Source organism: Pedobacter sp. KBW06 (genome assembly GCF_003852525.1).
Lineage (GTDB): Bacteria > Bacteroidota > Bacteroidia > Sphingobacteriales > Sphingobacteriaceae > Pedobacter.
Genome location: NZ_QAJL01000005.1, coordinates 602,042 through 624,852 on the forward strand (window position 1 = coordinate 602,042; position 22,811 = coordinate 624,852).

Annotated in this window: 16 protein-coding genes; 10 read left to right on the plus strand and 6 right to left on the minus strand. The window is 44.7% G+C overall.

The features are described 5' to 3' along the window. The first annotated feature begins 101 nt into the window (after window positions 1-101). From topA to pbpC, 4 genes are all read left to right on the plus strand, one after another. Window positions 102-2,666, plus strand: coding sequence for a type I DNA topoisomerase (gene topA / locus DBR43_RS28680; RefSeq protein ID WP_124586757.1), 2,565 nt, complete (start codon window positions 102-104; stop codon window positions 2,664-2,666). 22 nt (window positions 2,667-2,688) lie between these two features. Then, entirely contained in the window at window positions 2,689-3,093 is a 405-nt protein-coding gene (locus DBR43_RS28685; RefSeq protein ID WP_124586758.1) for a hypothetical protein, read from the plus strand. Between the two features lie 73 nt (window positions 3,094-3,166). Next, window positions 3,167-8,761 carry an alpha-2-macroglobulin family protein gene (locus DBR43_RS28690; RefSeq protein ID WP_124586759.1) on the plus strand — a complete coding sequence of 1,865 codons (5,595 nt, stop codon included), beginning with the start codon at window positions 3,167-3,169 and terminating at the stop codon, window positions 8,759-8,761. A 1-nt stretch (window position 8,762) separates the two neighbouring features. After that, window positions 8,763-11,159: a penicillin-binding protein 1C gene (gene pbpC, locus DBR43_RS28695; RefSeq protein WP_124586760.1), complete on the plus strand. Its 2,397-nt coding sequence runs from the start codon at window positions 8,763-8,765 to the stop codon at window positions 11,157-11,159. Here pbpC and DBR43_RS28700 read toward each other — a convergent pair. Both DBR43_RS28700 and DBR43_RS28705 read right to left on the minus strand, forming a co-directional pair. Further along, window positions 11,156-11,845 (minus strand): lysoplasmalogenase, encoded by a 690-nt coding sequence (locus DBR43_RS28700; RefSeq protein WP_124586761.1) that lies wholly within the window; start codon window positions 11,843-11,845, stop codon window positions 11,156-11,158. The genes pbpC and DBR43_RS28700 overlap by 4 nt on opposite strands. Continuing rightward, complete coding sequence (locus DBR43_RS28705) at window positions 11,820-13,046, minus strand: sterol desaturase family protein (protein ID WP_124586762.1); 1,227 nt, start codon at window positions 13,044-13,046, stop codon at window positions 11,820-11,822. The genes DBR43_RS28700 and DBR43_RS28705 overlap by 26 nt, the downstream gene beginning before the upstream one ends. 97 nt (window positions 13,047-13,143) lie before the next feature. On the opposite strand from DBR43_RS28705, the gene DBR43_RS28710 reads away from it, so the two are divergent. Then, window positions 13,144-13,743, plus strand: coding sequence for a hypothetical protein (locus DBR43_RS28710; protein ID WP_124586763.1), 600 nt, complete (start codon window positions 13,144-13,146; stop codon window positions 13,741-13,743). 107 nt (window positions 13,744-13,850) lie between these two features. Here the strand turns inward: DBR43_RS28710 and DBR43_RS28715 are convergent, their stop codons facing one another. Then, a complete protein-coding gene (locus DBR43_RS28715; protein WP_062548794.1) occupies window positions 13,851-14,159 on the minus strand; it encodes an RNA recognition motif domain-containing protein in 309 nt (102 codons plus the stop codon). A gap of 386 nt (window positions 14,160-14,545) precedes the next feature. On the opposite strand from DBR43_RS28715, the gene DBR43_RS28720 reads away from it, so the two are divergent. Then, window positions 14,546-15,904, plus strand: a complete 1,359-nt coding sequence (locus DBR43_RS28720) for a 7TM diverse intracellular signaling domain-containing protein (protein ID WP_124586764.1) — start codon at window positions 14,546-14,548, stop codon at window positions 15,902-15,904. Here the strand turns inward: DBR43_RS28720 and DBR43_RS28725 are convergent. After that, entirely contained in the window at window positions 15,885-16,736 is an 852-nt protein-coding gene (locus tag DBR43_RS28725; protein WP_124586765.1) for a dienelactone hydrolase family protein, read from the minus strand. The two genes, DBR43_RS28720 and DBR43_RS28725, sit on opposite strands and share 20 nt — an antisense overlap. Before the next feature lie 228 nt (window positions 16,737-16,964). Between DBR43_RS28725 and DBR43_RS28730 the strand changes: the two genes are divergently transcribed. Beyond that, entirely contained in the window at window positions 16,965-17,609 is a 645-nt protein-coding gene (locus tag DBR43_RS28730; RefSeq protein WP_124586766.1) for a hypothetical protein, read from the plus strand. A gap of 72 nt (window positions 17,610-17,681) precedes the next feature. Here DBR43_RS28730 and DBR43_RS28735 read toward each other — a convergent pair whose 3' ends face one another. Beyond that, window positions 17,682-18,026 (minus strand): hypothetical protein, encoded by a 345-nt coding sequence (locus DBR43_RS28735; protein WP_124586767.1) that lies wholly within the window; start codon window positions 18,024-18,026, stop codon window positions 17,682-17,684. A gap of 448 nt (window positions 18,027-18,474) precedes the next feature. Between DBR43_RS28735 and spt the strand changes: the two genes are divergently transcribed. From spt to DBR43_RS28750, 3 genes are all read left to right on the plus strand, one after another. Next, on the plus strand, window positions 18,475-19,680 hold the full coding sequence (gene spt / locus DBR43_RS28740; protein ID WP_124586768.1) for a serine palmitoyltransferase: 1,206 nt from the start codon (window positions 18,475-18,477) through the stop codon (window positions 19,678-19,680). Continuing rightward, window positions 19,677-20,798: a hypothetical protein gene (locus tag DBR43_RS28745; protein ID WP_124586769.1), complete on the plus strand. Its 1,122-nt coding sequence runs from the start codon at window positions 19,677-19,679 to the stop codon at window positions 20,796-20,798. Before spt ends, DBR43_RS28745 begins: the two co-directional genes overlap by 4 nt. Before the next feature lie 75 nt (window positions 20,799-20,873). After that, window positions 20,874-21,860, plus strand: coding sequence for an NAD-dependent epimerase/dehydratase family protein (locus tag DBR43_RS28750; protein ID WP_124586770.1), 987 nt, complete (start codon window positions 20,874-20,876; stop codon window positions 21,858-21,860). Here the strand turns inward: DBR43_RS28750 and DBR43_RS28755 are convergent. Then, entirely contained in the window at window positions 21,855-22,775 is a 921-nt protein-coding gene (locus tag DBR43_RS28755; protein ID WP_124586771.1) for a tetratricopeptide repeat protein, read from the minus strand. The genes DBR43_RS28750 and DBR43_RS28755 overlap by 6 nt on opposite strands. Window positions 22,776-22,811 lie beyond the last annotated feature (36 nt).

Here is a 22,811-nt window from a genome sequence, read left to right on the forward strand (position 1 = left end):
ATGGGCAAAATGACACATTTACAAATATATTTACTATAAAAATCATATCGAATTTTGAAATTAGGCTTATTTATAGCTTTATTTGCAGAAAAACGTTCTGAATGGCGAAGAATTTATTAATAGTTGAGTCACCTGCAAAAGCTAAAACCATCGAAGGGTATTTAGGAAAAGATTTCCTTGTTAAATCAAGTTACGGACATATCCGGGATTTGGTTAAAGGGGATATGGGTATTGATGTAGCCAATAATTTTGCCCAAACCTATGAGGTGCCTGCTGATAAAAAGCAGGTCGTTGCAGAGCTTAAGAAATTAGCAAAGGAAGCCGAAATGGTATGGCTGGCCTCCGATGAGGACCGTGAGGGAGAAGCGATTTCATGGCATTTATATGAAACATTAGGATTAAAAGAAAATAAAACAAAAAGGATTGTCTTTCATGAGATCACTAAGCCTGCGATATTAAAGGCGATAGAAACTCCACGTACGATCGACTATAACCTCGTGAATGCACAACAGGCCAGACGTGTACTGGACAGGCTGGTAGGTTTTGAGCTCTCCCCTGTTTTATGGAAAAAAATAAAACCTTCCTTATCTGCAGGACGCGTACAGTCTGTGGCTGTTCGTCTGATTGTAGACAGAGAAAGGGAAGTCAATAAATTTAATGCCACAGCAGCATTTAAGGTTTCTGCACAGTTCAGCACCGGAAAAGGCAAAGAAGTGGTTAAAGCAGAATTGCCTCAGCGCTTTGAGCTGGAAGCGGATGCAGAAAAATTCTTAAACGACTGTATTAAAGCAGGATTTAGCGTAGACAGTCTGGAAACCAGACCTGCGAAAAGAAACCCTGCGCCTCCATTTACCACTTCTACCTTACAGCAGGAAGCTTCCCGTAAACTGGGATATTCTGTGTCAAGGACGATGCAGGTTGCACAACGCCTGTATGAAAGTGGAAGGATCACCTATATGCGTACCGATTCGGTAAACCTTTCTGAAACTGCATTACAGGCAGCATCAGCAGAGATCAAATCCGCATGGGGCGATAAATACCATCAGATCAGAACGTATAAAACGAAAACAGCAGGTGCACAGGAAGCTCACGAAGCCATCCGCCCTACTTATTTCAACCACCATACCGTACCCGGCGACAGCTCAGAACAACGTTTATATGAATTGATCTGGAAGCGTGCCATTGCTTCTCAGATGAGTGAAGCTTTGTTTGAAAAAACAACTGCTCAGATCGCCATCAGTACCCGTAAAGAACACCTCGTTGCCGAAGGTGAAGTCCTCAAATTTGATGGTTTCCTGAAGGTTTACCTGGAATCAAGTGATGAAGAAGACCTGGAAGATTCGGAAGACAGCAATATGCTTCCTCCATTGGCCAAAGGTCAGGAACTGATCTTAAGGGAAATGAATGCTACGGAACGTTTTTCACGTCCGCCTGCAAGGTATACAGAGGCCAGCATGATCAAGAAACTGGAAGAACTGGGCATCGGCCGACCTTCCACTTATGCGCCAACCATCTCTACGATTCAGAACCGTGGATATGTGGTTAAAGAAGACCGTGATGGTCGTCAGCGTTCCTTTAGTTCGATTGTATTGGCTAACGGAGTAGTAAGCAAACAAATTAAAACAGAAATCACAGGGGCAGAGAAATCAAAGCTCTTCCCGACAGATATAGGTGAAGTGGTAAACGACTTCCTGGTAGAACATTTCAAAGGGATTGTCGACTTTAACTTTACCGCCAACGTAGAAAAGGAATTCGATGAGATTGCTCAGGGATTGCAGGAATGGACAAAAATGCTCCACTCCTTCTACACGCCATTCCACCTTGAAGTAGAAACGACCCTTGAAAATGCCGACCGTGCCAACGGAGAGCGTTTATTGGGAATCGATCCAGCTTCCGGAAAAAATGTATATGCTAAAGTGGGTAAATTTGGGCCATTGGTGCAGATCGGACAAAATGACGACGAGGAAAAACCACGTTATGCGAGCTTGTCCAAATCTCAGTCGGTGGGAACAGTAACGCTTGAGGATGCCCTGGAGCAATTCAAACTGCCTTTCCAGCTGGAAGATTACGAAGGTAAAGAAGTTTCCGTAGGTGTAGGCCGTTTTGGCCCATACGTGAAATGGGGAGATGCCTACATTTCCATTCCTAAAAACGAAGATCCGCTGTCTGTAGACAGAGACCGCGCCATTGAAATTATCGGAGAGAAAATTACGGCTGATGCACCGGTGGCACATTACGAAAGTTTACCGGTAACGAAAGGCAAAGGCCGCTTCGGTCCTTTCATCAAATGGAACGACTTATTTATCAATGTGCCTAAAGCTTATAACTTCGACTTCCTGACGCAGAAAGACATCGAAGAGCTGATCGGTAAAAAGGTAGAGAAAGAAGCGAACAGGTTTATCCAGCAGTGGACTGCAGAGAAAATTGCGATCGAAAACGGCAGATGGGGCCCCTTCATCCGTTTCGGTAAAGACATGTTGAAACTGGGTAAAAACCCGGCTACAGGAGAGAAATATACTCCTGAAGACCTTGCGGGCGTATCCCTTGAAGAAGTAAAAAAACTAATTGTAGAACAGGTGCCTAATGCTTTTGAACCTAAAGTTGCCAAGAAAAAGGCAGCCGCCAAGTCTCCAGCAAAAAAGAAACCGGTAGCAAAGAAAAAGTAGGCCTGGCCTGCTTAATGCAGATATGAAGAAAGATCTCCCTGAAAATATAGTACAAGACATTGCGGTTGCAGTAGTGCTGAAGAGCGAAAGTCCGGAAGTAAAAAACTGGACTGTTTATCTGGTTAACCTGAAAGATAAACCATTGAAAAATGTGTTGATCAGCTCTAAAGGTTACGGAGAAAAAGATGGCAGAATGGTGCAGACCTCTGTACTCAGACATTCATTGGGAGACCTTCAGGCCCACTCTTTTGCAGGCGTTGAAGCGATAGATCCTGAAGTTTTTGGCTTAACCAATGAATATTGGTTAAGCTATTACCTGGACGATGTGATCTATGATAAAAAATTCATTTTCCTTCCTGAAAGTATCGTTGATGATAATTTAATTCGGATTCCTTTGGTAAATATGCCGGGTGTGATGATAAAATAATTTCGGTTTAGTTTCCGATACCAATCCTTTTTGCTAATTTTCATGCACATCTCCAACTTTACCATAAAAGTGTATGAAATTTACGTCATCTCCATTTATTCAAAAGAATAAAAAAGGAATTATTATCGGCTCGGTAGCGGTCATTATCATCGGCCTTGCCTCGCTCTTCTTTTTCAAAAAAGAAAGACCAAAAGACTACAATCAGGCTTATTCCAAATACATAGAAGCCTATACCTCGGGAACCGTTTCCAAAAAAAGTTATGTCAGGCTTCATTTGGCCAGTCAGGTGAAAACCATGAGTGACATTGGCGTGGCCGATTCCCGGGACCTGTTCAGCTTCTCCCCTTCTGTAAAAGGAAAAACCTATTGGATCGATTCCCAAACACTGGAATTCAGACCCGATGAACCTTTGAAACCCGGAGAAGATTACGAAGCGACCTTTAACCTGAACAAAGTTACGGAAACGGAAAAGGGCCTGGAAGAATTTGAATTCAACTTCAGGGTCATCAGTCCGGGGCTAAGCCTCAGTCAGAATGGACTCGTTTCTCAGAACAATACTTCCCTTGATTATATGAAATTAAGCGGAGAAGTGCTGACCTCTGATCAGGAAGATCCGAAACAAATTGAAAAAGCATTAAAAATAGATTTCCCGCAGTCATTAAAGGTGAAATGGCAGCATAACCCTGCAAAAAACACTTCTACTTTTACCGTAGACAGCATTAAGAAAACAAAATCTGAAAACCCGCTAAAACTCATCTGGTCTGGTGATCCCATCGATGCACCGGGAAAAGGAGAAGAAGTACTGGAAGTTCCTGCGCAGGGTGTTTTCAAAATCCTGAATATGAAAGCCATCCAGGACCTGGAAGATTTCGCACTTGTTCAGTTCTCTGAACCGGTCAACGTAGCACAGGACCTGAACGGATTGATCTCCCTTGCCCAACTGACCGATCTGAGGTTTACCATAGATGCCAGTCAGGTGAAGGTTTATTCTGCAGAGACCCTGGAAGGGAATTATGCCTTAACGGTAAATGAAGGCGTCGAAAACATCAACAGCGTTAAATTATCAGCCGCTAAAACGGCAAACATTGTTTTTGAGAACAAGCTGCCTTCGGTAACCATTGCCGGAAGCGGAAGCATCCTGCCTACCTCCGGGAAACTGGTCCTGCCCTTTGAAGCAGTCAACTTAAAAGCGGTGGATGTAACGGTGATCAAGATCTATGAGAACAATATTCCGCAGTTTTTCCAGACCAACAATTACAAAGACGGACAGGAACTTCGCCGTGTAGGAAAACCTATCGTGCAGAAAACCATCCGCCTGGATGAAGATAAAGCACTGGACCTGCATAAGAAAAACCGTTTCACCCTTGATCTGGATAAGATCATAAGGACAGAACCAGGTGCGATGTATCGTGTTACCGTTGGTTTCAGAAGAGAATATAACGTCTTTAAATGCGTGGAAGCCAACGCAGAAAACGGCGATGTTTCTGAAGAAGGTGATAGTGAATATAATGGTTACGGAGAGAAGATCGATGAAGATGATGATTTCTGGAGCCGGTACAACAACAATTACCCCAGCAATTACCGTTGGGAAGACCGGGATAATCCTTGTACGCCCTCCTATTATACCAGTGAACGCTGGGCAAGCAGGAACCTGATCGCTTCCAATATTGGCCTGATTGCCAAACGTGGCAATGACAACAGCATGATGATCATTGCGACAGACCTGTTAACGGCAAAAACATTGAGTGGCGTTACCTTAGAATTGCTGGATTACCAGAAACAGGTGATCCATACCGTAAAAACGGATGGTGATGGAATGGCCTCATTTGACCTCAAAAAGAAACCTTTCCTATTGATTGCCAAAAATGGCGATGAACGGGGATACCTGAAACTGGACGATGGAAGTTCTCTTCCATTGAGCAGGTTTGACGTGGGCGGAGATGTGGTGCAGAACGGTTTAAAAGGGTTCATCTATGGAGAACGTGGCGTTTGGCGTCCCGGAGATTCGGTGTTCCTTTCTTTCATTCTGGAAGATAAACTAAAAAAATTACCTGGCGGTTACCCTGTCACTTTCGAGTTTTATAACCCACAGGGGCAGCTTGTTAAGAGGGCAATCAATGGAAAACCTTTAAATGGTTTCTACGCCTTCAGAACGGCTACAGAAAGCACAGCGCCGACAGGAAACTGGCTGGCAAAAGTGAAAGCCGGTGGGGCGACCTTCTCTAAAACCATTAAGATTGAAACGGTGATGCCAAACCGTTTGAAGATCAATTTCGACTATGGCAACCGTCCTTATCTCGGTGTTGGAAACGGAGCTGCAGCTTCCCTTACTGCCACATGGTTATTTGGCGCACCGGGCAAGAACCTGAAAGCAAAGGTCGATGTGAGCCTGAATACCATGCAGACGACCTTTAAGGGTTTTGAAAATTACAGTTTTGACAACCCGACTGTTTCGTTCCAGTCGCAGGTAAAAACGATTTTCGAAGGCACCTTAAATGAAAACGGAACCGCTGCAGTGAGCACGAATTTAAGCGAGAACAATACTGCCCCGGGAATGCTGAAAGCGAATTTTGCGATTAAAGTATTCGAAGCCGGCGGTAATTTCAGTATCGACAATTTCAGCATCCCCTACCATGTATATTCAGACTATTACGGAATTAAAGCCCCGGAAGGCGACCGCTTAAGCGGCATGCTGCTTACTGGTCAGGACCATAAAATAGACATTGTCAATGTCAACAGAGATGGAAAGCTGCTGGGCGGATCCAAATCTGTAGAGGTAGAACTGTATAAAGTACAATGGCGCTGGTGGTGGGAACAGGACAATGAGAACTCCTTTGCCAATTTCACGCAGAACTCCTATAATAAACTGATCAAAAAAGAAACCGTTCAGATCAGCGGTGGTAAAGCCAGCTGGAACCTGAGGGTCGAAGAACCGGAATGGGGCCGTTATATGATCCTGGTAAGGGACCATAACGGAGGCCATGTTTCCGGTAAATCGGTCTATATCGACTGGCCGGGATGGGCACAACGTGAGCAAAACAGCAATCCTACAGAAGCATCCATGCTTTCTTTCACCGCCAATAAAACCAAATTTAAAGTAGGTGAAGAAATTGTGCTGACCATCCCTTCGGGAAAAGATGGAAGGGCATTGATTTCCATTGAAAACGGCAGTAAGGTGTTAAAGACTTTCTGGACCGATACCAAAGCCGGACAAACACAATTTAAGTTTAAAGCAGAAAAGAACATGGCGCCGAATGTCTTCGCCAATGTGACCTTATTACAACCACATGCGCAAACGCTGAATGACCTCCCTATCCGTATGTATGGTGCCATTCCTTTGCTCATTGAAGATCCGGAAACGATCTTAAAGCCAGTGATCAAAATGGCAGATAAGCTGAAACCGGAAACGGAAAGCAACATCACCGTAACCGAGCAAAACGGAAAAGCGATGACCTATACCATTGCCATTGTAGATGAAGGTTTGCTCGACCTGACCAGGTTTAAAACCCCTGATCCTCATGGTATTTTTTATGCCCGTGAAGGTCTGGGCGTAAAAACATGGGATTTATTTGATTATGTACTTGGTGCCTGGGGCGGAAACCTGGAAAGGATCCTGAGCATCGGTGGTGATGGAAGCATCAACAAGAACCTCAGTCCTGCAAAAGCAAACAGGTTTGTGCCTGTAGTTAAATACCTGGGCCCTTTTGCCCTTTCCAAAGGCGCAAGCAATACGCATAAATTTAAACTGCCCCAATATATTGGTGCGGTAAGGGCGATGGTTGTGGCCGGTCAGGACGGCGCTTATGGTTTCGCAGAGAAAAGTGTACAGGTGAAAAAACCGCTGATGTTACTGGCTACTTTGCCAAGGGTAATCGGCCCGGGAGAAAGCTTCACCCTGCCTGCAACTGTATTTGCGACAGAAAAGAACCTTAAAAATGTAACCTTACAATTGCAATCTGCGAATCTGGAAGTGACCGGCAGCAGAACACAACAGCTGACTTTCAAACAACCGGGAGAGCAAATGGCTTACTTTGAGATCAAAGTTCCGGAAATGACGGGGATTGCCAAAGTAAAACTTGTTGCACAAAGTGGCTCCGAGAAAACGGCCTACGATGTGGAACTGGACATCAGAAACCCCAATCCTTATGTGACCAATGTGGTTCCTATCGTGATTGAACCGGGTAAAAACTGGGGCACTGCTTACCAGCCTGTAGGAATGGCTGGAACCAATACCGGAAGTCTGGAACTCTCTGCCATCCCTCCGATCAACCTTAAAAAACGACTGACCTACCTGATGCAATATCCGCATGGCTGCGTAGAACAGACCACCTCAGGGGTATTCCCTCAGTTGTTCCTGAGTAAGCTAACGCCGCTTACAGAACAGCAGAAAGTAACGACAGAAAGAAACCTGAAAGCGGGAATCAATAAATTACGCGGCTTCCAGACCGGAGACGGTGGTTTAGGCTACTGGCCGGGCGCAGGAACTTCCGACGAATGGGGAAGTAACTATGCAGGGCACTTCCTGGTAGAAGCACAAAACGCAGGTTATACCCTTCCGGTTGGCATGCTGGACGAATTGTTGCGCTACCTGAAAGGTAAAGCCGCAAACTGGGCGCCAAACAGCACCAATTTCTATGGTGGTGATCTGTCTCAGTCTTACCGTTTGTATGTGCTTGCACTCGCTAAAAGACCGGAAATGGCGGCTATGAACAGGCTGAAAGCCTTCCAGTACTTGTCGGAAACCGCTAAATGGCGACTGGCAGCGGCTTATAAACTAGCCGGACAGGCCGATGCGGCGAATGGGCTGATCAAAGGACTGGCTACAGAAGTGAAGCCATACAACCAAATGGGTGGAACCTATGGTTCTGATGTGCGTGATCAGGCGATGATCCTGGAAACCTTAACCCTTCTTGGCCGCAAAGCAGCAGCAGCACAACTGATCCAGCCGCTGGCCGCAAAACTGGGCAGGGACGATTGGTACAGTACGCAAACCACTGCTTACAGCCTACTCGCAATTGCGAAATTCTGTGGCGCAAATACGGCATCAAACACGCTGAAATACAATTATAAGATCGATGGAAAAAGCGGAACAACAAATTCCACTCAGTTCATGAATGTCACAGATCTGACTTTTAAAGGAGGAAACAGTGTATCCATCAGCAATACCGGCGACCGCGTACTGTTTGGACGTCTGATCCTTCAGGGACAACCTTCGGCCGGACAAAACACCTTCCTGCCGAACAATGCAGAAGCTTTGGAAATGAACATCGATTATAAATTGTTAAACGGAAAATCGCTGGATCCGTCTACCTTAAAACAAGGAACAGATTTCTATGCAGAGGTGACGATCAAAAACCCTGGAAGAATGGGCTATTACGAGCAAATGGCATTGACACAGATCTTCCCTTCCGGCTGGGAGATCATCAATAACAGGATCAACGACAGCGAGAGTGCTGTTGCTTCTTCGCCATATACGTACAGAGACATCAGGGACGACCGTGTGTTCACTTATTTCAACCTGAGGGAGAATGAGACTGTAATTTATAAAGTGCTGTTAAACGCCTCTTATATCGGCCGCTATTACCTTTCAGCAGTACAGTGTGAAGCGATGTATAACAACAATATTAGTGCAACTACGGCAGGGAAATGGGTGCAGGTAATTAAGTAGCATGTTTAAAAAGTTCAGTTACGAACCAAAACTGGTGTTCAGCGATGTGATTTGCGTCTTATTGTTGTGCTGGTTTTGGTTCCTTTTGCCATCAAAGTTATTTTTAAGTCCTACCTCTTATGTGGTAGAAGCATCCAATGGGGAGTTGCTGAGCGCTGCCATCGCAAGAGACGGGCAATGGCGCTTCCCTGTGGCCGATACCATTCCTCAGAAGTTTCAGCAGTGTATTGTTGCCTTTGAGGACAAACGTTTCTTGAGCCATCCGGGGATAGATTTCCTGGCGATGGCAAGGGCAATGCGCCAAAATCTGAAGGCCAAAAGCGTGGTGAGTGGTGGCAGTACCTTAACGATGCAGGTCATCCGCCTGTCGCGAAGGGAAAGCCGTACCATTTGGCAGAAGCTGATTGAAGTGATCCTTGCCTTTCGGCTGGAACTCACACATTCCAAAACAGAGATCCTGAAGTTATATGCCGCGAACGCACCATTTGGCAGCAATGTGGTTGGCCTGGAAGCCGCTTCCTGGCGGTACTTCGGGCGCAGCGCCGGAAGCTTATCCTGGGGGGAAATGGCCACCCTGGCGGTACTTCCGAACAGCCCCTCCCTGGTTCATCCGGGAAAAAATTCGGCAAAGCTGATCAAAAAGAGGAACGACCTGCTGGATAAAATTGCCGGATTAAAAATGATAGACCAGGAAACCGCCAACCTTTCCAAGCTGGAACCCATTCCCGGCAAGCCTCAGCAGCTGCCCCAAAATGCCCCTCACCTGCTCAACCGCTTTAAAACAGAGCAAAAGGCTTTAAAAAGCAACAGCACAAGTCTGAGGTCTACCCTGAATTTCGACCTTCAGCTGAAGCTGAATGCTTTACTGAAACGCTATAACAACCGGTACCGGGCCAACGACATCAATAACATCGCCGCATTGGTACTGGATGTCAGAAACGGAACCGTGCTGAGCTATGTGGGCAACATTTATCAACCTGAAAACAAAGAACTGGAAAGTCATGTAGACATGATCAGGGCCCCCAGAAGTCCGGGCAGCACCTTAAAACCCCTGCTCTATGCAAGTATGCTGAACGATGGCTTTATCCTGCCGAAAACCCTGATTCCCGATGTGCCTACGCAGATCAATGGGTATTCCCCTCAGAATTACGATCTGGGTTATGATGGCGCGATTCCTGCAGACCGTGCATTAAGCCGTTCCCTGAACATTCCGGCAGTGAAGATGCTGCAGAGCTACAAATACCAGCGCTTTTATGATAAGCTCAAAAAAATGGGCATCAGTACCCTGAACCAGCCGGCGGATCATTATGGCCTCTCGCTGATCCTGGGCGGCAGTGAGGTAACGATGTGGGACCTCGCCAAAACCTATATGGGCATGGCAAGGACACTGAATCATTTTAACGGCTATGAAGGAAAATATAACCCACATGATTACGATGCCCCTGTTTATGTGAAAGCAAAACGTGATGAGCGTTTTGACAGGTATGAAACACAGCTGACCTCTACGATTGACTATGGTTCGATCTGGAATACATTTAATGCCATGGAAGAACTCATGAGGCCGGGCGAAGAAGGCCTTTGGGAACAGTTTTCCTCTTCGCAAAGGGTGGCCTGGAAAACCGGAACAAGCTTTGGTTTCCGCGATGCCTGGGCGGTTGGACTGACGGCACAATATGTCGTCTGTGTATGGGTGGGCAATGCCGATGGTGAAGGACGTCCCGGTTTAACAGGTGTTGATGTTGCCGCTCCGGTGCTCTTCGACATCTTCCGTCAGCTGCCAAACGGCAAATGGTTTCAGACGCCTAAACACCAGCTCCGCAAAATGAAAGTTTGCAAACAGAGTGGTTATAAGGCCGGGGAATATTGCCGGGAAACCCTGGAAGAACTGGTATCCCCTTCGGGAGAAAAAACAGGCCTTTGTCCATATCATAAGCTCATCCACCTGGACCGTACTGCCAGTTACAGGGTCACTGATCAATGTGAACCCACGGCAATGATGGTACATCAGCCCTGGTTTGTGCTTCCGCCCGCAATGGAATACTACTATAAGATCAAAAACAGCGATTATAAAATGCTGCCTCCTTTTAAAGCGGGTTGTACGGATGCCGGTAGCAATTATGTGATGGAAATGATCTATCCAAAGAACAATGCCAGCGTTTACATTCCGGTAGAATTTGACGGAAGCAGAGGAAAGGTGGTCTTAAATGCGACACACCGCAACAGCAATGCAAAGATCTACTGGCATATTGACAATGAGTATGTGGCCACGACCAAAACCTATCACCAGCTGGCAGTGAGCCCTCCGGCAGGGAAACATACCCTGACACTCGTCGACGAAAACGGGGAACGGCTAATGCAGACTTTTACGGTGCTGGATAAAGAGAAAGGAAAGCATTAATCATTTTTCAGCAGCTTTCTTTCCACTCCACCCATCGTAATCAGGTATTGTGCGGCCATATAACTCGCCATGATCAGCACCCCTGCGAAGTCGAAACCCTTCACAAATTTGTTGTAGGCAAGGATAGAATCCGATAAGAGGAAACACAGGGCACCAAAAAGAATCAGGTTAAAACTAAGGGAATTCACACGCTGGTTTCTGAATGCCGCCATCATCATCATCATGCTGATCACGAAGGTATAGACCATTACAGGCAGCTTCATTCCACCCAGGTGTGGCCTTAAATAGAAGTAAAAAGTAATGCTGAAGAGCGCGCATAAGATGATCGCAATCCTCGCTCCTTTCTTATCCAGTTCCTGAGCAGAGCGGAAGTCCAGGTAAAAAGCGCTGATGTAAAAAATATGACAGGTTAAAAAAGCAACCAGGCCATACATGAAATACGAAGGGTCCTGCCAGGCCAGCATCAGCAGCACATCGCCAGCAAGGGCAAAGATCAGTCCGGTAAACAGGCGTTTATGAAACCTGCCCTTCAGCCCGGTCCGGGTATAGAGCATCAGCAACAGCGAAAGCACAATACAAGGTTTGATCACATACCTCAGGGTACTCAATTCGTTAAATTCTGCATAGACCTGCAGGATAAAAATCAGCGCAAATAACAGGTTAAACTTCAGGTATTTCTTCAGCATCTACATTCTTTTTTTGAAGGTTATAAAACCAGACTGCCGAGCAGATGTTCAGGCCAGAAAATATGACCTGATAACCGATCGGGAAATCCAGCAGCAAAACTATTAAAATCCCCAATACCAAACGTGCATATTCGAATTTAACCTTCCATTTCTTTTCCTCCAGCAGGGCGCCGCAGGTCAGCAAGGTTAAGATCACGAAAGTTGCCCCGCTGATTAAAGCCGCAGAGGGAAGGCTGCTGTGTAAAAAAAGGATGGCTGAACCGGCAATGAGCCCTATTACAAACTGAACAAGGACATAACCCGTCAGCTGCTGGTGGTATTGCGGATCATATTTTTTGTACACCAGGGGATCGATTTCCGGAGCAGATTTAAATCCGCCCAAATGCGCGGGAAACCATCCCGGTGGTTTAAGGAAGACATTGATCTTGTCCATCCAGCGGGGACTTTGTCTGGCCGTTTTTAAAAGTTCGTCCCAGTAATGGACATTGGCCCAGATTGGGTTCCAGCTCGCCAGTGGTGTGGTAATTCCATAATACACCTCTTCTTCTTCCTTCTGGAAAGTCCCGAAAATGCGGTCCCAGATGATCAGCGTTCCGGCATGGTTCCGGTCAATATATTTTGGATTGGAGCCATGATGGACCCGGTGATGGGAAGGCGTATTTAAAATCCATTCCAGTGGCCCCATACTTTTAATGGCGCGGGTATGAATCCAGAACTGATATAAGGTATTAAAAGAGCTCAGGGTGAGAAACATGATCGGGTCGAAGCCCACCAATGCCAGCGGCAGGTAAAATACCCAGGAAAACCAGCCCTGAAACCAGGATTGCCTCAAAGCCACCGTCAGGTTATATTCTTCGGATTGATGGTGTACAATGTGTGCTGCCCATAAAGCATTTACCTGATGGCTCATCCGGTGGAACCAGTAATAGAAAAAATCAACCCCGATAAACAGGATGATCCAGATCCAGATGGATTGTGGCAGGTCGAATAACCGCCAGTTTTCAAAGATGTATTTATAGCCAAAGAATAAAGCCGTTTTCATGAAAATGCCCGTGAGCTGCTGCCCGATTCCCTGGCTCAGGTTCGCGATAGAATCGTTGAAGCGGTAATAGTTTAGCTTCTTGTAGAAGTTCCAGGCCAGTTCTATCCCTATGAGGATGAAAAATACAGGGACGGATAAAGCAATGTAATCTACTTTCATTTTACTAATTTAATAAAAATGATGGTAAATATGCCTGGATAAAACGGGCCAAAGGAAACAAAATCAGGACAATGCTGTTGTTAGGAAAAAAGCGCAAATGAACAACGATATCCCAAAACAGGAAGAAGGATCAGAAATGGATGTTTTTGAAAAAACAACATTTAAAGACGAAGCGGCAGCAAAGGCATTTTATGTATTGGCGAAAAAGCGCTTACTGGAAGTTTTCAATTGGGATGAGCTTTGCGGCTTTGCCTCGGCAACGTTTACACTGATGGATGCTGCCGGTAAGGAAGTCAGGCGTGAGGCCATGGAAGGCGATCATTTTAGAATCAATATACCAGGTCCGGGGACTACGGTTGGCGATGGTTTCGACTGGGTGCTGGTGGAACTGATCAGGGAAGAGCAAACCGCAGAGGGACAGTCGCTGGTGATGCGGGCAAGACCCACCGCCAATCCTTTACACCCCGATTCTGAAACGGCACATTTTCTTAAAGACAAAGCCACCTCCACCTTTAAAGTTTACAGAAAAGGACTGGAAGTGCATGCAGAAGTTCATGGACGCAATGAAGTTCCCAATTCAGACAGTGCTGTATTGATCAATAACGTCAGAAATGTATTGGTTGGATGGAGTGCTAAGATTGGATTCTCTTATCCGCAATGGAAAAGCCTGGTTACAGCATTGGTAAACCAGAATTGATTTTTATCCAGATAAAAAAGCAGCAAATACGATATAAGTCATATTTGCTGCCCTATATGGATTGATCTATAAAAATAGAATCTTAAACTGTAATAAGAAAAAAGCTATTAATAGCTTTTCTCTGTACGGTTGTTGCGTTTAAAGCCACCACCGCCTCCGGCGCCACCAGTACCTGGTTTTTCCTGAGCTTCAGCAACTTTAATTCGATTACCGTTATAATCGCCACCGTTCATGCGTTTGATTGCTTCTTTTGCCTCTTCTTCTACCGGCATTTCCACAAAACCAAAACCACGACTTTGACCAGTCTCGCGATCTTTGATAATCCTAAGTGATTTTACTTGACCGAAATCACCAAATACGGCTGTTAATTCATCTTCCCCTACTTCTAACGGAAGGCCTGTAATAAATATCTTCATTAATGTTTAAAAATTTGCACAAAGTTAAGCATTTTTAGCTTAAATTCCAATGCTAGTGTCAGTTATAAGTATAATTCTCAATTTAATCTTTTAAACAAGCCCCAGGCCTTTTTTGTTTTAGTTACGATATTTTTTTTTGAAAAAAAGATCAGGCTTAAATCAGCGCGCTGTTTTAATTCATTCCTTTGTTTTCCTTCCCTCCTTCTAAAGGCTTGTTCCTTTCGCTCAACCTGCTCATTATCTGACTGCAAGCCAGGGACTGATGCCAGGGGGATTTATCGGAAGCCTTTGCAGTTTAAAGGATATAAATCAGGGATATTTCTTTTAAATGTTAAAATCTTTGGTTAATCTTACCCTTGAATTGTTGCTGATTTCAAGAAAAATATATGAAATTTTGCGCTGGCGCCCTCCTTCTTTTTCTTTTTTTAGGCGGAAATTCTGCTTATCCGGTAGCACATCCTGTAATTCCGGCTAAGGCCACAGGCATTTTTATGTCAGGAGACCGGAACATTCATCCCGGGACAAAGGGGGCTGATACCCCATCCCCTGCTGAGGATTTCCGGGCGCAGAAAGCGGATGAATACCAGAGCGCATTTACAAAACCAGACCACCAGCTGATCAATGGCATTCTTTCCGGTGCAGTGATCGTGCTTCTGCTTTTCTGCCTGTTTCTTTTCATCAGCATAAAGGACCGTTTATACCTCTACTATATTCTATATGTATTGCTGATCTGTTTCTGGATCCTCATGGATAAAGATGACCACAACCTGAACTCCCCGGAACTAATGCCAGTGCCCGCAGTTTTTGCCTGCATCCTCATCCTCGCCAGTGTAAGCCTCAAAATCAAAGCCCAAAACAGACAAACCTGGTTTTACCTCGCTGCCACATTTCCCCTGGTTTTCTTCGGACTGGCAGAGGTATGGATTCATGCCGGCTCAACAGAAACCGGCAATGCTTACCTTTCTGCCTTTGGGATGCAAACCGGACTGATCCTGGAAGTCATCATTTTAACTTTTTACCTTGCTCAGCAATTTAACAGCTACCGCCTGGAGCGGGAAGCACTTCTGCAGGCCATCAACATCAAACAGCAGGAAATAACGTCGGGCTTTATCGATACCCAGGAACTGGAGCGGCGCAGGATTTCAGATCAGCTGCACGATGATGTCGGCAGCATGCTTTCCATCGCCAGCTGGCAAATCTCTTCGGTGCTGACTGCTGAAGGATATGTAAAGGAAAGCGCGAAAGAAAAACTGGAAGAAGCAGAAGAGGTATTGAAGCATGTTGCCCAGTCCATCCGGACCTTAGGGCATACCCTGAGTCCATGGGGCATTCAAAAATACGGCATGAATAAAGTATTGACAGACCTGGCCTATCAAATCAATATTTCAGAAAAAACAGCATTAGAATACGCCATCATTGGATTTGAATCCTGTGGACGTTATCCCATTCCTTTTCTGAACGACCTTTACCGGATCATTCAGGAGCTGCTCACCAATATTGTCAGGCATGCCTCTGCGAACAATGCTTACCTGGAAGTGGTCGAACACAGCGACCATGTCAACATCATTGTGGAAGACAATGGCAAGGGGATTGAATTTCCCTCTTCCCCGGGCTCAGCGGGAATCGGACTGGAAAGCATCCGTTCCAGGATCGCCTATTTCAAAGGAAACATGGAGATCCGGAAGAAACCGGAACAGGGAACCATTGTGGTCATTGAAATTCCGATTATGACAACTTCGATTTAAACAGCTCAATGGTTCTGCCCCAAGCCAGCTTTGCAGCCGCTTCATTGTACCTTGTCGGAGAAGTATCGTTGTTGAAAGCATGGTTCACGCCCTCGTATATAAACAACTGGTATGGGATGTGCTGAAGTTTTAATGCGGCTTCATAGGCAGGAATTCCGGCATTGATCCGCTCATCGAGCCCGGCATAATGCAGCAGGATACTGGCTTTGATCTTTCCTACCTCTTCGGTTTTTGCCTGTGCCCCGTAATAAGCTACAGCGGCCAGAAGTTTAGGATCATTTACGGCCAGTTTATTGGCCATTCCTCCACCCCAGCAAAAGCCAACGCAACCTGCTTTTCCGTTTCCGTCTTTATGTTTTCTTAAATAATCCAGTCCTTTGAGGTAGTTCTGAAGGTTTTTATCCGGATCCAGCTGACCGATGAGCTCCCTTGCTTTGTCTTCATCGGCAGGTGTGCCCCCAAAAGGGGACAGTGCGTCTACTCCCAGGGCTAAAAAACCTGCAGCAGCGACCCTTTTTGTGACCGCTATGGTATGCGGGTTTAATCCCCGGTTCTCATGAATGACCAATACTGCGCCCAAATGTTTTTTTCCTTTTGGCTTAGCCAGGAAAGCTTTCATTTCGCCTTCTACCCCGGGATAGGTAATGTTCTCCAAGCTGAGGTTTTCATCATCGGTTTCCGCTGCAGCAGCATAGTTGTTTTCCAGTAAGGGAAGCACAGTTAAAGCCATGGCCGTACTACCGGTCAGGATGGCAAGTTTCTTTAGAAAATCTTTTCTGTTGATGCCGCTATGCGTGTATTCGTCGTAGAGGTTGATGATGCGCTGGTCCATAATTGAAGGTTTAAATGGGCTAAATCTGTAGCAAGATATAAAATTTTCCGGCGACAAGAAAGGCCCGAAAGGATTGTAGGCTGTTGATACCAAGAAAATTACTGCAAAATATTCTAGTTTTTTGGTAGAAATTTCCTGTTAATATGTTAAATTGGTTTAATGTTTGTAAAGCCAACAGAAAAATAAATTAAGAAGAATTTATAAAACAGCGTATCAAAAAAGAAAACCATGAAAAAACTACTTTCATTACTGACCATCCTGAGCTTCTGTGTGAGTTTGGGTATGGCACAAACAGCCCAGCCTGCACAAGCCGTTGCGACTCAAAAACAAAAGGCTAAAAAAGAAGTAAGCAAAGCCACTGCAGATGCAAAAAAAGAAGCTGCAGCAGCAAAAAAAGAGGCAGCAGCCGCCAAGAAAGCCGCAAAAGCGGATACGAAGAAAGCTGCAGACCAGGCAGTGGCAGCGGGTACAAAGCTTAAAAAAGATGGCACACCCGACAAACGTTACGCGAATGCAAAAGATGTAGCTGCTGAGGCTCCGAAAAAAGCGGCGACAAAAGCTGCAGCTAAAAAGGAAGAAGTGGTAAAAGAAGTGAAAGCAACTGCGACTCCGGGCCTGAAAAAAGATGGCACACCGGATAAGCGTTACTCTGCCAATAAGGAAAAAGCAGCTGCAGCAGTAAAAGAAACAAAAACTACAGCAGCTCAGGTAAAAAAAGAAGCCACTTCGACCGTAGCGCCAAAAGATTACAAGCCAACAGTTGACAGAAGCCTGAAAGGACCAAACGGAGAAGAAATTTTAACCGGTCCACGCGGTGGAAAATACTATATCAATAAAAACGGAAACAAAACTTATGTAAAAAGAGAAGGTTAATCCCTCTTTGTTTCCATAAAAAAAGCGATAAGGCATTACCTTATCGCTTTTTTTATGGCCTGATCAGCAGGATTATCTCTCTCCTACTTTGTAGACACTGAATTTGTTGTTTCTGATCGGTTGTCCTTTGATCGATAGAGACTCTCCTTTTTGGTCACGGGTAGCTTTGATCACAAAAGGTTCTTCTGTTTTCTGAGCTGCTTCGAAAGCAATCTTCAGCCTGTCGATAAAGGTATCCGCGGATACACTCCATTTTTTATCTTTATACCAGAAATAGGCAAAAATATTTCGTGTTCCTCCTTTTAGCTTTCCATCCAATCTTATGTAAGCGACGTTCTCCTGCTTTAGCGGTTCAACGGCTTTTTGGTAAAATTCTGTAAAATTCTCGAAGGTTGGTATCACATTAATAGTACTCATCTAATCTTTTTTCTTCAAAAATACACAAAATCTTTAGATCAGTCCGCTCCGGACCGATTTATTGGGGAACATGAGGTGGCTTTTTAAATTTAACCCGGTGAATTATAACGTCTTTTTAAAAATCACTTTATTTTTTGGTATCAATATTGTATACTTGGTTGACAATTGATGTGAAGGATTTGTACTTTACTGGGGCTATAACCTATAGAAATTATAAGAAAATTGTAATTTTTGTTTTAAAAAGTAATATATTCAAACTTGGATGGCCTCAAGTTTTGTTTTCTGTGTTTATGATCTTAGATTTGATAAGTTTTTTTGTATTTGACAAATTTGTCAAATTTAACAAGCTAAACCCAGGGAGAAATTATTAAATACAGAGCTAATAATTTTTCGGCGAAACCAACAACACATCAACAAAAGCTCAGTGATCTAAACATACAGTACTAGCATGCGCAAAAAATTACACGATAGGATAGCCGCTTTTAAAGACGCTACAGCAATCAAGGAAAAAGGCTTATACCCTTATTTTCGGGCCATAGAATCAGCACAGGACACTGAGGTGGTTATAGATGGAAAAAAGGTGCTGATGTTTGGCTCTAACTCCTATCTGGGATTGACAAATCACCCAAAAATTAAAGAAGCAGCAAAAGCTGCAATTGATAAATACGGTACGGGTTGTGCCGGATCAAGGTTCCTGAACGGAACACTTGACATACATATAGAACTGGAAAGAAGACTTGCTGCTTACGTTGGCAAGGAAGCTGCCGTTCTTTTTAGCACAGGATTCCAGGTAAACCTGGGTGTGATCTCTTGCCTCCTGGACAGAAACGATTACCTGATCCTGGATGAATATGACCATGCTTCGATCATTGACGGAAGCCGTCTTTCTTTTTCAAGATCTATTAAATATGCACATAACGACATGGATGATCTTCGCAAGAAGCTCAGCCGTTTACCGGAAGACTCCGCTAAACTGATCGTTGCCGACGGAATCTTCAGCATGGAAGGTGACCTGGTTAACTTACCTGAGATTGTTAAAATTGCAGAAGAGTTTGGTGCAAACATCATGATGGACGATGCCCATAGTTTAGGGGTAATCGGATTTAATGGTTCAGGAACAGCTTCTCATTTCGGTCTTACCGATCAGGTTGACCTGATTATGGGTACTTTCTCTAAATCCCTTGCTTCTTTGGGAGGTTTCATCGCCGGAACAGAGGAAACCATTGAATATGTGAAACACAGGGCCCGCTCCCTGATGTTCAGTGCAAGTATGCCACCTTCGGCAGTAGCGAGTGTAATTGCTGCTTTAGACATCATTGAATCAGAGCCGGAACGCATTGACCAGCTTTGGGCAAATACAAACCATGCTAAAAAACTATTGTTAGAGGCAGGTTTTGATATCGGCCATACCGATAGCCCGATCATCCCGGTATACATCAGGGATAATGATAAAACCTTTATGATTACCAATATCCTGAGCAATAACGGGATTTTTGTAAACCCGGTAGTTTCTCCGGCTGTACCTTCAGATGCTTCCCTGATCAGGTTCTCTTTAATGGCTACCCATACTTTCGCACAGATTGAAGAGGCCGTTGAAAAGATCGCGTCAGCTGCTAAAGAAGTACAGTTAAAACCTTCTCAGGTAGAAATATGAGAAACATTGTTGCGGTAAACGACAAGAAGAAATTAGCCGCTTTTATTGATTTCCCACATGATTTGCATAAAAATGACCCGAACTATGTTCCGGAATTATTTATTGCACAAAGTGACATGCTTACCCCTGGTAAGCATCCTTTTCATGAGCATTCCACTTTACAATGTTTCCTTGCCTACGAGGGAGATAAGGTTGTGGGAAGAATTGCGGCCATTCAAAACAACAACCACAATAAGAAAGACAATACGACGGAAGGTCACTTTGGTTTCTTTGATTGCATCAATGATCAGGAAACCGCCAATCAGCTGATTGAAGTGGCAGCGAAATGGCTGAAAGAAAGAAACATGACCAGCATGGTTGGCCCGCTGAATTTTTCCACCAACGACATCTGTGCCTTATTAATTGAAGGTTTCGATGGCCCTCCGGTAGCCATGATGCCTTATAACCCACCTTATTACCTGCAGCTTTTAGAAGATGCCGGTTTTGCGAAAAAGGTAGATTTAAGGGCTTATAAATTTCTTGCAGGTGAGTACAATGACCGCTCCTTAAAACTGGCGGAAGCCATTCAGGAACGTCTGAAACGCAACAACATTATCATCAGAAAGATCAATATGAAAGATTTCTGGAATGAGGTAGTGAAAGTCCGTGAAGTATATAATGCGGCATGGGACCACAATACAGGTTTTGTACCGGCAACAGATAAGGAATTCGATTATCTAGCCAAAGACCTGAAAATGATTGTCGACCCCGACTTTGTATACATCGCAGAACAGGAAGGAAAAATGGTGGCGATCTCGCTTTCTGTTCCCGACCTTAACCAGGCGCTGATCAAAGTTAAAAGAGGCCGTTTATTCCCATGGGGACTAATCAAGTTGTTATGGTACAAACGGAAAATCAAAGGCCTTAGAATTATGGCCCTGGGTGTGATGGACGGTTACCGTAAAATGGGCATCGAAGCCTGTCTGTACGGACTGACCATTAAGACCTTTCAGGAGAAAAAGTTTGAGTATGCAGAAGCATCCTGGACTTTGGAACACAATACCCTGGTAAACAGCGCAATTGAACAGATCAATGGCAAGCTGTACCGTAAATACAGAATTCTCGAAAAATCAATATAATCAGATCAGGCATTGGCCTTCCGCTAATGCCTGATTCAGATCATCATTAAACCATCCTACAAAAACAGATCCCAGATGAAAAAGGTACTGATTACCGGAGCGACAGGCTTTGTTGGTTATCATTTGATCAATAAAGCATTGGCTGCCGGATTAGAAGTCTATGCTGCAGTTCGTCCGGACACGGACAGATCACATTTAAAGGAGTTTGACATAGAATATACCCACCTGGATTATAGTTCCGTAGACCGCCTTAAAAGCGCACTGGAGGAAAAGCAGTACCATTACATCATTCATGTTGCCGGGATCACCAAAGCAAAGACAAAGGAAACCTATAATAAGATAAATGCGGAATATACCAGAAACCTGGCCCTGGCGGCAAGCACTGCTGCGATAGACCTGCATAAATTTGTATTTGTGAGCAGCCTGGCTGCTTTGGGGCCGCTGAGTGATCTGACTGCCGAGATTCAGGACGATACCGCCGGAAAACCCGTCACCAATTATGGGGCGAGCAAATTACTGGCAGAACAATACCTTGCTGAAATCCCAGGACTTCCGCTGATTGTGATCCGCCCTACGGCGGTATACGGTCCAAGGGAAAAAGATTTGTTTATCCTGTTCAACAGCATCAATAAAGGACTGGAGCCTCATATCGGCAGTTTTACACAGCAACTGAGCTTTGTTTATGTCAAAGACCTTGCTGCCATACTCGTGAAAGCGCTGTTCTCTCCGCTGGTTTCCAAACAGTACAACATTTCAGATGGTAAGATTTATAACCGCTATGCCCTGGCAGATTACCTCAAAAAGTCTTTGCATAAAAAGACTTTCAAATTCCACCTGCCGGTACCTATTGTAGGGGCTATGGCAACTTTAATGGATGTATTTTATGCAAAGAGCAGGAATACTCCTGCTCTTAATAAGGAAAAGATGGCCGAACTCACCGCAATCAACTGGGCTTGTAATATCGACCATGCAAAAGCTGACCTGGGCTACGAACCGGAATATGACCTTGAAAAAGGCCTCCATGAAACCGTGAGCTGGTACAAAAGCAATAACTGGTTATAGTTTCACTTTCGAGCTTAAAAATTTAAGGTATTTCTTATCGTCCTCAAATAACTCCTTCCCTTCCAGTTTATAGGCATGGTGCAGGTAATCTGTGGCATGTTTTTCTTCGTTAAGCTCAAGGTAACTTTGTCCCATACGCAGCAATACAAATGCACTGGGATCTTCAGCACCGTAAATCTGGTACGCACGGTGTAAATGGTCTAAAGCTTCTTTGTATTTTTTCTCGCTGAAATAGGCATCCCCAATAGAAGCTGAAATCCAGGCTGTGGCTTCCCAGTCGTCTTTTGGTGCGGGTAAAACTTCCAGCGCTTTGTTAAATGCGGCAATGGCTCCGGAGAAATTCTCTTTGTCCATCTCTGCATTTCCTTCTTCACAGTACTGGTCCAGCAATTCCTGCTGTTCTTCTGTGAGTTCCAGCTGTTCCTCGTCTTTGTTCGGAACGAAGTCCGTTTTAAAGGCTTCAAATTCGGCATCATCCATCAAAGCGATTCTCAGGTAATCTGAGTTCTCATCCTGAAAGATCCTGCTGCCTTCTTTTTCATAGGCAATGCCAAAATAAGTACGGGCATGGTCCAGCTCTTTTAAAGCATAATAGATTGCTCCGGTAGTTAAGAAATGACGTGTCGAGCTGATCTTTTGATGATTCATTTTTTCTTTCAGATAATCAGTCTCTTCCAGGAAGAAAGGCAAGGCCTTTTCCAGTGCTCCTGTCTGCTCATAAAAAGAGTAAATGCTGTCGAGCACCACCCCTCCCACGCTACTGTTCTCCTTAGGCCCTGAAATGGAACCATCGATCTGCAACAACAATTGTTCTGCAGCATCAAAATCTGAGGCCTCCGTTAAATCATAAACCTGGTCAATCTTATTGAAAAACTCTTCTTCTTGTTCGGCATTAAAATTCCCTTGTGTAGACATATTGTTTAAGCTTTAATGGTTTACGAATCTGACTAA